This is a genomic window from Microvirga alba, from assembly GCF_015694465.1.
In the GTDB taxonomy this organism is placed as follows: domain Bacteria; phylum Pseudomonadota; class Alphaproteobacteria; order Rhizobiales; family Beijerinckiaceae; genus Microvirga; species Microvirga alba.
The window spans coordinates 25,934-40,528 of record NZ_JADQDO010000016.1 but is presented as its reverse complement, the minus strand read 5'-3'; the positions used below and the strand labels follow the sequence as shown (position 1 = coordinate 40,528).

The 14,595-nt window shown below is 61.7% G+C and carries 19 protein-coding genes and 1 tRNA gene; 1 reads left to right on the top strand and 19 read right to left on the bottom strand.

Annotation, left to right across the window (positions count from 1 at the left end):
- Positions 1 to 199: 199 nt before the first annotated feature.
- Positions 200 to 276 (top strand) — tRNA-Arg (locus tag I2H38_RS19745).
- Between the two features lie 4 nt (positions 277 to 280).
- On the opposite strand, the gene I2H38_RS19740 is transcribed toward I2H38_RS19745, so the two are convergent.
- The 19 genes from I2H38_RS19740 to I2H38_RS19650 all read right to left on the bottom strand — a co-directional run bounded on the left by I2H38_RS19740 (position 281) and on the right by I2H38_RS19650 (position 14,589).
- Positions 281 to 1,318, bottom strand: coding sequence for a phage late control D family protein (locus I2H38_RS19740; RefSeq protein ID WP_210324886.1), 1,038 nt, complete (start codon positions 1,316 to 1,318; stop codon positions 281 to 283).
- Complete coding sequence (locus I2H38_RS19735; protein ID WP_196273590.1) at positions 1,318 to 1,530, bottom strand: tail protein X; 213 nt, start codon at positions 1,528 to 1,530, stop codon at positions 1,318 to 1,320. Before I2H38_RS19735 ends, I2H38_RS19740 begins: the two co-directional genes overlap by 1 nt.
- Positions 1,531 to 1,535: 5 nt before the next feature.
- Positions 1,536 to 2,498, bottom strand: coding sequence for a phage tail protein (locus I2H38_RS19730; protein WP_229426829.1), 963 nt, complete (start codon positions 2,496 to 2,498; stop codon positions 1,536 to 1,538).
- Between the two features lie 3 nt (positions 2,499 to 2,501).
- Positions 2,502 to 4,439, bottom strand: a complete 1,938-nt coding sequence (locus I2H38_RS19725) for a phage tail tape measure protein (RefSeq protein WP_196273589.1) — start codon at positions 4,437 to 4,439, stop codon at positions 2,502 to 2,504.
- 126 nt (positions 4,440 to 4,565) lie between these two features.
- The gene (locus tag I2H38_RS21305) at positions 4,566 to 4,802 is read right to left on the bottom strand and encodes a phage tail assembly protein (RefSeq protein ID WP_324617448.1); all 237 of its coding nucleotides are present in this window, start codon (positions 4,800 to 4,802) and stop codon (positions 4,566 to 4,568) included.
- 95 nt (positions 4,803 to 4,897) lie between these two features.
- On the bottom strand, positions 4,898 to 5,404 hold the full coding sequence (locus I2H38_RS19715; RefSeq protein WP_196273587.1) for a phage major tail tube protein: 507 nt from the start codon (positions 5,402 to 5,404) through the stop codon (positions 4,898 to 4,900).
- Position 5,405: 1 nt separating this feature from the next.
- A complete protein-coding gene (locus tag I2H38_RS19710; RefSeq protein ID WP_196273586.1) occupies positions 5,406 to 6,617 on the bottom strand; it encodes a phage tail sheath C-terminal domain-containing protein in 1,212 nt (403 codons plus the stop codon).
- 148 nt (positions 6,618 to 6,765) lie between these two features.
- Positions 6,766 to 7,137, bottom strand: a complete 372-nt coding sequence (locus I2H38_RS19705) for a hypothetical protein (RefSeq protein WP_196273585.1) — start codon at positions 7,135 to 7,137, stop codon at positions 6,766 to 6,768.
- 10 nt (positions 7,138 to 7,147) lie between these two features.
- The gene (locus I2H38_RS19700) at positions 7,148 to 8,116 is read right to left on the bottom strand and encodes a phage tail protein (protein ID WP_229426828.1); all 969 of its coding nucleotides are present in this window, start codon (positions 8,114 to 8,116) and stop codon (positions 7,148 to 7,150) included.
- 3 nt (positions 8,117 to 8,119) lie between these two features.
- The gene (locus I2H38_RS19695) at positions 8,120 to 8,683 is read right to left on the bottom strand and encodes a phage tail protein I (protein ID WP_196273584.1); all 564 of its coding nucleotides are present in this window, start codon (positions 8,681 to 8,683) and stop codon (positions 8,120 to 8,122) included.
- On the bottom strand, positions 8,676 to 9,575 hold the full coding sequence (locus I2H38_RS19690; RefSeq protein WP_196273583.1) for a baseplate assembly protein: 900 nt from the start codon (positions 9,573 to 9,575) through the stop codon (positions 8,676 to 8,678). Before I2H38_RS19690 ends, I2H38_RS19695 begins: the two co-directional genes overlap by 8 nt.
- Positions 9,576 to 9,914: a GPW/gp25 family protein gene (locus I2H38_RS19685; RefSeq protein ID WP_196273582.1), complete on the bottom strand. Its 339-nt coding sequence runs from the start codon at positions 9,912 to 9,914 to the stop codon at positions 9,576 to 9,578.
- Positions 9,915 to 9,970: 56 nt separating this feature from the next.
- Positions 9,971 to 10,630, bottom strand: coding sequence for a phage baseplate assembly protein V (locus I2H38_RS19680; protein WP_196273581.1), 660 nt, complete (start codon positions 10,628 to 10,630; stop codon positions 9,971 to 9,973).
- Positions 10,627 to 11,199 carry a hypothetical protein gene (locus tag I2H38_RS19675; protein ID WP_196273580.1) on the bottom strand — a complete coding sequence of 191 codons (573 nt, stop codon included), beginning with the start codon at positions 11,197 to 11,199 and terminating at the stop codon, positions 10,627 to 10,629. Before I2H38_RS19675 ends, I2H38_RS19680 begins: the two co-directional genes overlap by 4 nt.
- Positions 11,175 to 11,720 carry a phage tail protein gene (locus I2H38_RS19670; protein ID WP_196273579.1) on the bottom strand — a complete coding sequence of 182 codons (546 nt, stop codon included), beginning with the start codon at positions 11,718 to 11,720 and terminating at the stop codon, positions 11,175 to 11,177. The genes I2H38_RS19675 and I2H38_RS19670 overlap by 25 nt, the downstream gene beginning before the upstream one ends.
- Before the next feature lie 2 nt (positions 11,721 to 11,722).
- Positions 11,723 to 12,040 carry a head-tail joining protein gene (locus tag I2H38_RS19665; RefSeq protein ID WP_196273578.1) on the bottom strand — a complete coding sequence of 106 codons (318 nt, stop codon included), beginning with the start codon at positions 12,038 to 12,040 and terminating at the stop codon, positions 11,723 to 11,725.
- Positions 12,040 to 12,312: a hypothetical protein gene (locus I2H38_RS19660; protein ID WP_196273577.1), complete on the bottom strand. Its 273-nt coding sequence runs from the start codon at positions 12,310 to 12,312 to the stop codon at positions 12,040 to 12,042. The genes I2H38_RS19665 and I2H38_RS19660 overlap by 1 nt, the downstream gene beginning before the upstream one ends.
- Before the next feature lie 67 nt (positions 12,313 to 12,379).
- Positions 12,380 to 14,227, bottom strand: a complete 1,848-nt coding sequence (locus tag I2H38_RS19655) for a phage major capsid protein (RefSeq protein ID WP_196273576.1) — start codon at positions 14,225 to 14,227, stop codon at positions 12,380 to 12,382.
- A complete protein-coding gene (locus tag I2H38_RS19650) occupies positions 14,224 to 14,589 on the bottom strand; it encodes a DUF5856 family protein (RefSeq protein ID WP_196273575.1) in 366 nt (121 codons plus the stop codon). The genes I2H38_RS19655 and I2H38_RS19650 overlap by 4 nt, the downstream gene beginning before the upstream one ends.
- Between the last annotated feature and the right edge of the window lie 6 nt (positions 14,590 to 14,595).

Here is a 14,595-nt window from a genome sequence, read left to right as displayed (position 1 = left end):
CCTGGACCCACTAACTCCCCGGGCCTAGACCGACGGCCCCGTAGCTCAGCTGGATAGAGCAACTGCCTTCTAAGCAGCTGGACACGCCCGAAAAAAGTGAATGATTTCAAGGCTTTAATGACAGGTTGAAAATGAATCGGGTGCACTATCGGGTGCACTTAGAAAAAAATATCACCGGCCTTCACCGGTGATAATTTCCGGCCCCGTAGCTCAACCGGATAGAGCACCAGCCTTCTAAGCTGGGGGTTCCAGGTTCGATTCCTGGCGGGGTCGCCAGCCCTCATTCCTCGGTTTCTTCGGTGGCCTTCGTGCCGTCGCTGTTCGGTTTTTCCAGTTCGATGTTGCAGCTGTAGCCGTTGCCATCCAGGCCGTGTTCCACCCTGGTGGCGATCCATTCCCCATCGACGCCATCACGGAAGCCGGCCAGGATCACCTTGCCTTCCGCCACCAGGTCGGTGCGGCCAGGCAGCTGCAGGGATGCGGTCACCTTGCGCCGTTCGCGCCGGTCCAGTTCGGACCTGGCGGCCGCCAGCGCCATTTCCTTCGTCGGGTAATACATTTTCAGGCGGGTGACTGGTTCGCCCTGGCCCACCTTCACTTCGTGGCGCTTCGCCTGCTTCGTGGCGTGCCAGTAGGCCACCACCATGCCGGCCGTTTCGCGCTTCGACTGGACCACACGGAACCGGGACACTTCACCAGGCGCCAGGGTCACCGTGGGCAGCTGTTCGCCACTGACGCTTTTCGTTTCGCCCTTCTTCGCCAGGACCAGCTTGCCACCGGCCGGCTTCACGATGGCATCATATTTTTTCGCCACGCGGGCCAGGAAGTGCAGATCGGATTCGTCGGCCTGGTCGATGTGCGGCAGCTTGATGCTGGCCAGGGACTTCGCCACAGCCGCTTCCATGCCGTGTTCCTTGGCGATTTTCTTCGCCATGTCGCCCAGCTTCGTGTCCTTCGGCCAGCTGCGGGTTTTCTGCGTCTGCAGGTGCGATTTGCCGCCCTTCGACTGGTCGAACGGCGCAGCCCGGGCGCGGATCGTCATTTCGCCAGGCCAGCCGGCGATTTCGACTTCATCGCACACGAACAGGCCCATGCGCTGGGCCAGGCCGTCATAACCCAGGAACAGTTCCAGTTCGGCGCCAGTGGGCGGCACCTGGATGGGTGCCATGGGATCGTGATCAGCCAGGACGATTTCCAGGATGTCCGATTCCAGGCCGGCTTCGTCGGTGAAGCGCATCGACACCAGGCGTTCGGCCACCATCGCGGTGATGTCAGCCTGGTTCGCCAGGACGCGATATTCCGGCTTGATGTTTTCCATCAGTCCCACAGGCGCACCCCCTGGGACTTCGCGGGCGTCTGGATTTCGGGCAGCGTAATCTGCAGGCCAGGCGGCAGCAGCGCGCCCTTGTCGGCCAGGCCACGGTTTTCAGCCAGGACGGCTTCCACCACCTGGTTTTCGGTGCTGCCGTAGAACTTCCAGGCGATGAAATCCACGGTGTCGCCTTCGCGGGTCGTGTAAGTGGTCGCCATGTTCGTCATTCCTTGATGGTTGCCGCCTGGGTGGCGGTCTGACGGCAGGCGGCGGCGCACTTGTCAGCCGTGGCGGCTGCCGAACGCACCACCTGCACGGTGGACTTCGGCACGGTGCCCAGGGCTTCCATCTGCGCGGTGGTATTGCGCAGGATCACGCCGGCGCTGTTGGCGCGGGTCAGCAGGCCGGCAGCGGTGCGGCCCAGCCCCTGGGCGGATGAAATCGCGGTGGCGTTGATCGGGCGTTTTCCCAGCAGCGCCAGGACGCGGTTCGCGTTCGTCTGCAGCTGGTCGGCCACTTCCACACAGCGGACCACAGCCCCAATGGTGTCGGCGGCCACAGCGGTGTAAGGCGCGACAGCCTGCTGCACGTCGCTGTAAGCCTTCGACAAGCTGGCCGACAGCGACTTCGCGGTGGACGCGACAGAATTCGCCAGCCCCTGCGCCTGGGACACCGGGCCAGTGGCGGCGGGCGGGATAGACACCGCAGGAATTCCGCCTGCAGCAGCCGAAACCACGCTGGCCACGCCAGTCACCAGGGTGACCAGGCCACCGTCAGTTTCGAAGAACCGGCGCAGCTTCAGCGTGAATTCCTGCTTCCTGGGCGCGCCGGCATCAGCGAACACGGACTGCTTTTCTTCGACGCCTTCGATCACCCACTTTCCGAACGTGGCACCGCTGCCATCGATCAGCTGCAGCGGTGTGGCTTGTCCAGCCAGTGCGCGCATCTGTTCGACCTGGCCGAAGCCGCCACGCCATTCGGGATAGATCACGCCAGGCAGCGTGATCGTTTCGCTGCCCTGGCCGACATGCTGCAGCACTGGCGGCTTGCCGAACCGATCCTGGGACGGCCAGCGCCATTCACTGGATCGCTGCAGGGTTTGATAGGCCGCCGTGTTGATGCCGAACTGGAACGCACCCAGCTGCATCATCACTGGCGTTCCGATTTTGTAGCCTAGAACGCTCATTTTTTAATATCCCAGCGCCGGGTCGAACATGATGCTGCGCCGTGCCACGCCTTGCTTTTCAGCCAGGCGGCGCGCCACTTCATCGGCCAGCGCCTTGCTGTCCTGTCCTGGCAGTTGCGTGATGTTGAAGGTGTTCGTCTGCGGCGCGTTGTAGCTGGCGCCATAGTTCGGCGCGGTGGCCATGCGCGGAACAGCGGGCGGCTGCGGAACAGCCCCGACAGATTTCGCAGGCGGCGCATCTTCACCGAAGCCGAAGAAACGTTTTGTGTTCTGCCACATCTGGCCCACCGCTTCGATTTTGGCGATGATCCAGTCGATGGCCTGGCGCGCGCTTGCGGTGATGTCGGCCCACAGCTTTGCGAAGAATTCGCGCAGCGGTTCCCAATTTTTATAAATCAGCACGGCGGCCGTGGTCAGTCCCACCAGCAGCAGGCCGATGGGGTTCGTGGCCATCGCCAGCTTCAGCGCGTTGAATGCGAACGTGACGGCAGCAATGCCGAACGCCATGCCCTTCCAGGCGACAATGCTGCCCAGGATCGTGCCGGCAGCTGTTGCGATATTGCCCACCAGGGTCTGGTGTTCGCGCACGAAGTCAGCCATGGCGGTGGTCGCGCCACCGAACACACCCAGCAGGTCATTGATCGCCGGCAGCAGGATGCTGCCGATGTTCACACCCACTTCGGTGATGCGGTTCTTCGCAATTTCCCACTGCGCATAGGTGGTCTGCAGGCGCGCCTGGTGTTCGCGCGCCATGCTGCCCATCGCTTTGTCGCTGGCGGCCAGTTCCAGCTGGCGGCGGTATTCCTTCACACCTTCGGCCAGCTTTGCGATGTCATCGCCGTATTCTTTGCCGAACAGCTGCGTGGCCACCGTCAGGCGGGTTTCCTCGGGCAGCGCGTTCAGCTTGTCCAGCACCTTCAGAATGGTGCCTGTGGCGTCCTTCGCCATGTCCTTCTGGACTTTCTTCGCGTCCATCTTGATGGCAGCCAGGCCAGCCTGGAAACGCTTCGGCTGCATGGTGGCGATGGACAGTTCGCGCATCACAGCGTTCGCAGCCGTGCCAGCGATTTCTGCGGTGCTGCCCAGGGTCAGGAACGTGGACGCCAGGGCGGCCGCTTCCTTCGCTGGCATCTTCACGAACTGCGCGGTGCCACCGATGCGCTTCAGCACTTCGATGATGTCGCCGCCCTTGCTGATTGCGTTGTCATCCAGGTAGTTGATCACATCGGCCAGTTCACCGATGTTCGGAATGGGGATTTTGAACAGCGTGGCGATCTTGCCCATCTGTTCAGCCAGTTCGCCGGCCGGAAGGTCGAATGCGCTGGCCATCATCGCGGCGGTGCGCGTGAATCCGATCAGTTCATCCTTCGCCACGCCCATGCGCGCACCAGCGGCCACCATGTCCGCGATTTCGTTCGTGGCCAGCGGCAGTTCGCGGCCCAGCAGTTGCACCTGGCGGGCCATGTCGAAATAAACCTGCGTCAGCTTTCCGCCATCGTCGCGCGCGCCATCGATCTGCTTCGCCACACCCAGCATGGCTTTTTCGAAGGCCGCAGCCTGAATGATCGGAACGAACGCGGTTGCAGCGGCAGCTGCTGCTGCACCCAGCGCCATGCCGGCGCTGGCCATCTTTGCGCTGGCTGCCGACATGCTGGCCTGCGTCTGTTGGATGATGCTTTGCTTTTTGCGCAGCGCGTCGATCTGCTTATTGATCAGCGCCAGTTCCTGGTTCGCGTATTGAACCTTCAGCGCATTGCCTGCGCTGCCCAGCTTTTCCTGCTGGGCCACCACAGCGTTCAGTTCTTTCTGCCGCTGCTTCAGATCGGTGACTGCCTTGCCGATCTGGTTCAGGCCGTCGCGCGTGCTTCCCAGCGCGGCTTTAAGCCCGCTGGTGATTGCGCCGCCGATTGTGATTGTGGCGTTTAGCCGCTTATTGGCCATCTCGTTCCCTTGGCAGCCCATCCAGCCACCAGGTGAAGCGGGATGTCCGCATGTTCAAAATTTCAGTGCATGACCAGCCAGTGTGTGATGCCAGTGCAAGTGTGCCCTGGCGCACATAATCGCTGGTCAGGCGATAAAACCCAGGAAGGCACCCTGCAGCCGCTTGTAGTCTTTCAAGGTCAGCCGCTTGATGTCATCCGGCGACACTTCGCAAAGGTTCGCCAGCATGGCGATTTCCTTCGCAGCTTCGCCGCCTTTGAATTCTTCGGATGCCAGCTGATCGCCCACGGTGGGTTCGCGCATGCGCAGCTTCTTCACTTGCGCGCCGTCGATTTCCATCGGGCGGGTCAGTTCCACATCCACGAAACCGGCATCAGCTGCCGGCGAATTTTTGCCTGCCATCGTTCACCTGTCGTTTTTTGTTTTTGAAGCGGGCCAGCCGAAGCTAGCCCCCTGAATCACAGGCCCAGCGCGCGGCGAATGCCGGCCAGTGCGTCGGTGCCGTTGATGCTGCGGACCATGTTTTCCACGTCCACTTCGATCACCGTCGCGTCACCGTGCTGCAGCTTGTAGTAGGTCAGCGCCATGGCCACCTTCAGCGTCGGCTTGTCGCCGGCCTTGCTGGTGCCAGGGTCCAGTTCGCGGATTTTGCCGCGCATGGTGTGCACCACGGCCGTCACAGTGCCATCGAAGGATTCCAGGGCTTCGCGGGCCACGAACGGCACCACAGCGCCTTCCGCGACACCGAACAGCGCCAGCACGTCCTTGTCGTAGCTGATCAAGCTGAAATCGGTTTCCAGCTTTTCCATTCCCATCGTCAGTTCGATGGGTGCGTCCATGCCACCGGCACGGAATTCTTCCGTGACCAGCGCCAGCTTCGGCGGGTTGAATTCATCGATCTGGCCAGCGTAGCCGCGACCATCCACGAAAAGGTTTAGGTTCTTGCGAACGTTGCGTGCGGCCATTTTAGAAAATCTCCGTCAGATAATCGTTCACCATCTGGCTGCGGAACGTGATGTGTTCAGCAGGGAACGGCGGCGTGAAATCAAAATCGAAATATACCTTACCCTGTGCGATCTGGTCCGGCGTGTTCAGTTCAGGATCAGCCCAGCAGCTGCCGCCCAGGATGGCGCCGATGCTGGTCAGGTGGCGAAGGTATGCGTTCACGCCTTCGGTCACGTCCTGGATGTAGGTTTTCGTGATGTTGCGATCCACGGCCCACAGGTGCGCGCGCAGAAGGCTGTCGTTGATGATGTCGGCGGTGCGGCGAACGGACAGGAAAATCCACTTCGGATCACTCGACAGGGTGCGGTTGCCCCACAGGCGATAGCCGTCCTGGCGGATGATGGTGGCGATGGCCTGTTCGTTCAGAAGGTTCGCGCGGGCATCAGCATCGCCCAGCGTGAAGTCCACAGGGCGCACGGTGCCGATGATGCCATTGATGTTCTGGTTCGAAGGCGACCACCAGAAGCCGCGCTCGTTGTCCGACTTGGCGATCAAGCCAGCGACACAGGGCGAAGCCGGCGCCTGGACGATTTCGCCAGTGCTGTCGGTTTTCAGAACCCAGGGATCGCACACATACACGCGCGGGCTGCCGAAATCGTTCGAATAAGCCACGGCGGCTTCGTCGTTCGTGTTCGGGCCGTCTGCGATGATCACGGCGCGCAGGCGTTCTGCCAGGCCGACCATTTCGGAAACCACAGGGTTCGCCAGTTGCTGGTTCGCGTTGTTCGGATCGGCCGGACGCTGGTGCGTGAAGCCGGGCGCCAGAAGAATGCGCGGAACCACACCTAGGCGGCTTTCAGCGCCCAGGAAAGCATGCACGCCTTCGTAATTGCCATTCGAAGCATTCACGCCACCGATGATGTTCGCCATGGTCGCGTTTTCGTTCGCGCCCTTTTCGACACGCACCACCACGATCACAGCGCCAGCCTGGTCGAAGATGCTGTCCACAGCATCGGGTAGGGTGCCCTTGTCGGCGCCAGTGCCGGCCAGAAGTTTCGCGGCTTCGCGGCGGCTGCCGGCGATCATCACAGGCGTGTTCAGCGGGAAGGCGGTGGCGTCAGCCTGCGGCGCGGTGCCGATCAGGCCAATGACAGAAGAACGCACCGTCTGGATCGGGCGCGGGCCAGCGTCGATTTCTAGGACTTCGACGCCGTGAAGGAAGGTTTCAGACATTTGGTGTGATCCTCAAAATGAATTCATGAATTCGGAATCCGTAGCCTGCAGTGTGCCTGGTTCTGCGCCCCGGTTTCCTCTTGTGGATTTTCCGGCGAAAAAAGGCCGCCCATCGTGCAGGCGGCAAACAGGCGTCCAGGCATAAAGATCAGGCGGCGGGCGCGTCAGGGTAGCGCGCTTTGATTTCTGCAATTTTGGCCAGCCATTCGGCCTTCGTGGCTTCGTCGCGTTGCCACTTGAAGAACAGCGGATCGGCTTCGTCGCGGTAGGCTTGCGCACGCATGATTTCAGCGGGCGCGGGCTTCGGACCGGGTTCGGGTTCAGGCACAGGAATGTTTTCGAACACGAAGCCCTTGCCGGTATATTTTGCGCGCGTGCCAGGTTTCACGGTAGGCGGCGCTTCATCGATGGCGCCGGCTGGCATCAGGAACGTGCCAGGTTCCAGCGGCGATTCATCCGCGACCACGGCGGCCACGAAATAGCCGTCCTGATCAAGTTGCGAAACGATTTTTTCGGACATTCTTTTCCCCTTAGAACTTGATGCAAGCCAGCAATGCTACGTTGCGCGGGCGCGTTTCGTTGCCGAAGCGCGGCGCGTCGTAACCGGCCAGCTGGATCGGTTGCTTCGCGTAGTTGGACATGATGCCGGACAGGTTTGTGGTGTTCAGCGTGGTGTTCAGGCTGCCACCGAATGCGCCGGTGTTTTCATAATGAAGTTCGTGGCCATGCGCCTGGAACTGATCCATCTGTTCGCTGCCGAACGTGCGGCCGGCATCGATCCCACGGCCATCATCCCAGCCGCGCAAGAATTGGCCGCGCAGGTCCGGCAGGTTGAAAGTGTTCACGCCGTCGCCGCTGCCGAAGATGGTGCCGATGGCGGCGAACAGGTCGGCATAAGTGGTGCGCGAAACAGCTGCGCCGTTCGCCTTCAGGTAACCGGTGGGCGCGGTGTTGCGCGCCGCATAGATCACCGTGCCAGCAGGCACCACACCAGTCAGTTCACCACGCACGAAAGCCGTGGTGGCCACCTGGGTGGAATTGTTGCCAGCTGCGGGCGTGGGCGCCGTGGGCGTTCCAGTGAATGCAGGCGATGCAAGCGGTGCGCGCGTCGTGTCGGTCGGGTGGCGGTGATCTTCACGCGCCAGCTTTGTGGATGTTCCCACTGCAGCAGTGCCAGCCATCAGCGGCGAAGCGGTCGCCAGGCTGCCGGCGATGTCTGCGGCGATTTCGGCATTCACGAAAGCAGTGGTGGCCAGCTGCGTGGTGTTTGTGCCTTGCGCAGCAGTTGGCGCGGTCGGTGTTCCAGTGAACGCGGGCGATGCCTTCGGTGCATAAGCTGCTTCGATGGCATCCACGTGGTCCTTCAGGTATTTCGTGCGGTTCGCCAGGCTTTTCAGCGGCGCGTTCGTAATGCCAGAAGGGCCGCCGATCACCGGATCGGTGGTTTCGATCTGATAAACACCAGCATCGAAGGTGGAAGATTCGGGAAGATTCGCCATGGTTTAAGCCACTCCGTGATTAAATGCGCCATTGTAGAAAATCGCGCCGTCATAAAGATTCGATGCTTCTGTGAAAATCAGTTCGATCAGGTGACAGCGCGCGGGCGCCACGCTGTCCAGCAGGCGGCGCACTTGGTCCGCTTGCGCGTTGCTGATCGGCCGCGTCAGCACGAAACGGTAACGTGCCCACTCGGTCGCATCGCCGTAAGTGATGAAGCCATTGTGCAGCCGCACGCCGTTGTAAAAATTATTCGAATTTCCTTCGATCAGTTGGCTGTCGCCATATCCGGCCGCAGAAATTGCGCGCTTGATTGACCACACGCTGCCTTTGCGGCGCTGGATCATCACCGCGTCCCTGATCGTGTTGCGCTTTGCTTCTTCCGACCATCCAGAATCCCATTCATCGACGCCGAAAGCCCAGGCAAGCCAGGGCAGCAGCGATGCAGGGCAGGTGTCAGGGTTCCACACGTCGCGCAGCGGCGTGGGCACGTCACCCAGGCGCGCAGTTGCGCCGTCCAGCGCACGTTCCTGCGCTGTCGCGTTCAGCGGCAGCAGGGTGTCACTCACCGATGCCCCCGATGGTCACCGCGATGCTGGTGCACCAGGGCGCCTGATTCCAAGTGTTCACGATGTCGGCAGCCGGCGAAGTCAGTGTGACGTTTTGCACGCCAGGCTGGTGAAGCGCGGCAAAAACACCGGATCGCGTGATGTCGCGGCCCAGGCGATGCTGTTCTGCTGCGTAGGCTTCGGCAGCTGCTTGCGCTGCTGCCAGAACTTCAGCCTGGCCAGCGCCAGGGAACAGAACCAGGCTGGCCGTGATCTGATAGTTCACAATTTGCGCGGACGTGATGGCCACCGTGTCGCACAGCGGCCGCACCACCTCGGCATTCAGTGCTTCGGTGACTGCTGCGATGGTCGTGGCCGGCGCAGAACCGGTGCCAGTGCGCGAAAGCACCGCCACGTTCACCGTGCCAGGCGTCAGGCTTGTGACGGACACATCCTTGCAGTCGCCGCTGGCGCTTAGTGCGTGGAAAATATAGCTGCCCTTGCTGCCGGCCGTGGTGTAGCCTTCCAGGGACAGCAGGATGCGCACGCGGAAGTCATCGTCGGATTCGAAAACGGCTTCAGTGGGTGGGATGGTGGTGTCATCGGCCGGCGTGATCAGCAGGCGCGCCACATCGTAGTTCGCGGCGATCTGGTCCAGATCGGCGCCCTGTGCATAGGCCACCATCACAGCCTTCGCGGCATCGTTCACGCGCTGGCGGATCAGCAGTTCGCGGTAGGCTGCGACTTCCAGGATTTTGTAAGCCGGATCGGATTCAACGATGGCGGTGAATGCGGGATCGCGCGCGCGAAGATCGGCCAGCATCGCGGCCAGGATGCTTTCGAAATCCAGCGTTTCCACCACGTTCGGCGGTGCAAGCTGGGACAGGTCCACTTTCGTGTATGCGCTGGCCATTTATTTCACTTCGATTCCGTCAAGTGTGATCACCTGGCCGTCCGGCAGATATTCGCCGGTCACGTCCAGGGTCACCGCGCCAGGTTCGGCGCTGGATGCGACCACCTTCTGCAGCTTGAAGCGCGGTTCCCAGCGCCCGATGGCTTCAGCGGTCGCCGCGTAGATTTCCAGCAGCGTGGAACGGTTGATGGGCGCGTCGATCAGCGAAAAAATGCGGCTGCCGTAGTCGCGCCGCATCACACGGCTGCCGATGGGCGTCGTGAGAATGTCGCGGATGCTTTGCCGCAAGTGATCGATGCCGCCCAGCGTTTTGCCGGTGGCTGCGCCTATTCCGTCCATGGCGGGAATCTTGCCCCGCCATGCCGGTTCGTTCCTCTTGTGGTTTTTCCTTCAGATCAGGACGGCGCGCCTGTCGTTCCGCTGCCGGACTGCACGCCGGTGTGGGTGTGTGTGCTGCCGATGTTTTTGCCGTTGTGCGTCAGGTTGCTGCCCACGATGTTCACGTTTCCGTTTATCGTCGCGGCCGCGCCGCTGGCGGTGCTGCCGTTCATGCCGCCTTTGTAGGTCAGCAGGCCGTCCACCGTCAGGTTTCCAGTGCAAAAGGTGTCCGGCGTGTTCAGCGTCACCTTCGTGGCGGCGTTCACGGTGGCTTCTTTGCAGTTCACGATCACCTTCGCGGCGCCGGCCACATCGATCTGCAGCGTATTGCTGGCGCTGTTGTAGTTCACCGTGGTGCCGTCCGGGAACGTCACGTGTTCGGCGTCCTTCGTGCTGGCTGGCGCCGGGTGCGCGTCCTGGTAGATCGACGGCAGGGCCACCGCCTGGGCGGCGTCACCGTAAGGCGAAAGCACCACCACCTGTTCACCAGGACGTGGTGCCGACCAGTTGCGTGTTGCGCCTGCGCGCGAAGTCACCCAGGGCAGCCAGTCGGTGGACAGTCCGCCCACACGGACTTTCACGCGGGCGTTCGCTTCGTCCAGTTCGGACACCACGCCCATCCTGATCATGTTCGCCAGGATGCGTTCGGTTTCGGATTGTGCCCAGGCGTCGTTCATCCCACGGCCCCGCCTTCATAGTCTGCCGGTGGAATGACGGACTGGTAAGCACCTTCGTGTGCGCTGCCGATCTGCGGCACCCAGCTGAACATCGGCTGGCCCGGTGTCACGCCTTCGTCGCGCCAGATACCTTCACCCAGGTGGATCACCTGCTGCCACTCGACACGCCAGCATTCGAACTGATCCAGTTCCGGGTCGAAATCGTCCTGGTAGGCGCCTATCACGTCAGCCGGCCCGATAGGGCAGCCCCATCGCTGCAGGCGGGCGAATGCGGCGAACGCTGCGGCCAGCTTTCGCACTTCCAGCTTCGGGTTCTTGGCGCCCTGGCGGAAGCCGATCACGAACCTGGCTTCGAAACGGGCATTCACTGCCAGCTGTTCGGTTCCAGGGTCGATTTCCATCGCCGCGTCCATTTCGGTCATTTCGACCAGGCACGCGGGCGTCGGCAGGTTTTTGCGGTCCAGCCGATAGGCTTCGACGGTTTTCAGATCAGGGAACTGCGCGCGGATCGCATCCACGATGCCGGCGTGCACCTGGTCCAGTGTCACTTCTGTGTTTGCGTTCGCCATTGCAATTCATGCTCAAAGGTTTTGAAAAATCGCGCTTCGAATTCGGCGGTGCCGACCAGCTGATCTTCGATGTAGGTGTTCGCTTTTTCTTCGATGTCAGCGCGCTGCTTATCGATGGGCAGGCGGGCTTTACCGCGCCTCTTGAAAACCTGGCGGTTTCCGTTCTGGCCGTTGGCGATGAACGCGGACTGCACGAAGCGGCCGCCATAGGCGCGCACGCCAGCCCTGCCTTGCCGCGCCTGCAGATAGATCAGCGCGATGGGGTCCAGGCCATACCACACGGTAATTTCCGAACCACCGGCGCGGCGCTGCAGCCGGAAGGATTTCAGGCGGCGGCGGATCACCTTCTGCTGAATGGTCAGCTTCTGCGACAGCCCTTTCACGGACTTCGCACGAAGCCAGCCAGCCATTTTCACCAGGGTGGTGTTCAGTGCCTTCTGTGCCTGCTGTTCGGTCGCAGCCAGGTCCAGAATGACGCCCTGCAGGTCTTTCGCGTCGATGTCCAGGTTCACCAGGGACATGATCAGCGCCCCTGTGCAGCCATTTCCAGCAGCGCCATGCCGGTGCCGTCCGGCTGTGCGCCGGTCATCACGTCATAAACGCGGCCATCGATGTCCACCAGGTCGCCACGCTTCACGCCGATCACATCGGCTTCCTTGCACAGCAGGCGCGGCCGGGTGGTGTCGATTTCGTATTCGCCCAGCTGCGCGTTTAGGTAAGGATCATCGAAGATTCCGCGCACGGTCCTGGTGCCGCCGTCCTGCAGGCGGACGGTCGCCACGGTGGCGAATTCGTCATCGCGCAGGAAGGCGTCCAGGTCATCCCAGGCGGGCTTCGGCATCACTTGCCCTTGCGGTTACGCTTCGGTGCTTCGGCGGGCTGTTCTGCAGCTGCTTCAGGTTCACCAGGCTGTTCGGCTGCCGGCTCGGGCTGCGGCTCGGGCTGCTTTTCGACAGGCTCCGGCGCGTCCGTTGCGGTCGCCAGGACGGCCTTGCCACGGTGCAGCATGTCCTTCGCTTCGGCATGCGTGACTTCGATCATTTCGCCAGGCTTTGCGATCTGGCCGCCCACGATCATCGCGGACGTGACTTTCAGGATGATGGATTCGCTCATTCATGTTCCCTTCGTGAAAAAGGGGCCGCCGAAGCGGCGGCCCCCGGTCAGGCGTCAGCCCCGGCGATTAGTCCGGGCGGCCGACACAGAAGGACTGCGTGCGGCGCAGGGCGAAGTCCACGTCCTGGAACACCACCACGCGCAGGCGGCCTTTCTTGCTGTTGCTGTAAGGATCGACCAGGAGTTCCAAGCCGCCCCACATCGCCACCAGAAGGTCCGCGAAGTTGCCCATGAACACGTCGCCAGTGTTGATCTGGTTCGTGACTTCGGTGCGGTAGCCGTTCACGGTGTTGCCGGGTTCCCAGATGGTGCCCGAACCATTGACGCCCGGGAACTTCAGGGTGGTTTTGCCGTGGCCACGGAAGGCCGCATTGCCGACATAGGCCATGCTGGAAACGTCAGCGTTTTGCAGCGCGACTTCGGTTTCCATCTGGACCAGTTCAGCAAAGGTCGGCTGCGCACCGGCGAAGGTGACAGCGTTCACGCCGGACTGGTTTGCGATGCCCAAGGGCTGGTGGTCGCTGCCGCTGCCGTAGTAGCCGGCGCGGTCGATGGTCAGGGCCAGGGCTTTCGCCAGGTCGGCACGGACCAGGGCTTCCACGTCCACGCTGGACTGCACCATCAGCTTGCGGGTGATTTCGCTGAAAGCGGCCACAGTCTTAGGCGTCAGCGAAAGCTGGCCCAGTTCCAGGTTGCTTTCGGTGGCGTCGGCATCTTCCCCGATCCAGTAGCCCTGTGCAGCGGCGACTTGCTTCGGAATGTCGATGTTTCCGACCAGGCCACCCATCACAGTGCCCAGCTGCATGATGGTCGCGCGGTTGCGCAGAATGTCGATGAACGATTCAGCCATCAGGGTGGTGGCGATGCCATAACCACCGGTGTCGCCGGCAGCGGTGCCAGTCTTGCCGGTGTTCAGGGCGCGGGTCAGCACGTCCACAGGAATCACGAACTTGTCGCTGTCCTTGCCCAGCTTGTCAGCGGCGGCGCGGCTGGCTTCGAATTCGAAAGCGGCATCCTTTTGGGCGCGGCTGTCGGTGGGTTCAGCCAGGGCGCGGATCACCTTCATGAAGCTGAACGAACGGGCTTCTTTGTCGGAAAGGCCGACAGTGGCATCGTTCATCTGCTCGGCCAGCGGGCGCTGGATTTTGCCATTCACGTGGTCCAGAAGCTGGCGCTGGAAAGCGGCGACATCCATGCCTTCTTTCACGGCATCGCGTGCAAGTTCGGCAGCGCCGTATTTCTCGCCCATTTCCAGGATGGAACGGGTGCGGGCGCGCTCGGCATCGGTGGCCTTGCGCAGTTCGGTGGCGTTGTCCACCTGGGAAATTTCTTTGGTTTCCATGATTTCGGGTTCCTTGAAGTTTTCAGGATTGTTCAGTGGTGCGTTGCGGGTTTCCTCTTGTGGGCTTTCCAGCTTCCGGCCAATGCCGACAGAAACATCGGCAGGGACAGCCACAATCGAGATTTCGAAGGGTTCCCAGGAAGTGATCGTCCACACATCCATGCCATCGCGTTCTTCCGTCAGCTTCGCGTCGTGCACGATGTAGCCGACAGACACGTGGCGGCGGATGCCGTCCTTCACGTCCTGGAAGATTTCCTCGGCAAGTGCGCTTTTTCCGAAGCGCACCACGGCCCGCCCCCGGCGATCCGCGTCGATGGAAACACTTTCGACCACGCCGATTTGATCGTCGCAGTCATGTTCAAGCAAAAGCGGCGCGCCGTCTTTCAGCCGGGTAAGAACCACGGCAGCAGGGTCGTGGCTCAGAACTTCCAAGCCATACCACCGGGACACTTCCACTTCGCTGGAAAATGCCAGTTCGACGGTGCGCTTTTCTTCATTGATGGCGCCGACTTCAGCGGCCCGAAATGCTCGGGCGCCGTCGCGTGCGCGAATTTGTTCGATGGTCGTTTTCATGCCAGAAATTGCAGCTTGTAGATGGTGGAAAGGTATGCGCCGACTGCTTCATCGATCAGGTTCTGGATCGCAGTTTCGTCGCGCGAAACGGCCACATAACGCTGGCTGGAAATCCATTCGACGTGTGCGCGCAAAGTGTCGATGATTGGCGCGTCGGGGTTGCCGGTCAGCATCGGAACGGACAGCAGAACACCGAAGCGGCCCTGGTAGGCTTCCGCGATGGCGTCGGCACGGTCACCGATGGCGCCATAAAAATCACCCAGCGCCACATGCTGCGCGAAGCTGCGCGTCTGCAGGTGGGCACGGTGCGCAAGTTCGCGCGCCAGAAACAGGTGGGCGATCAGATTTTCCATGATGGGCATGGTGCG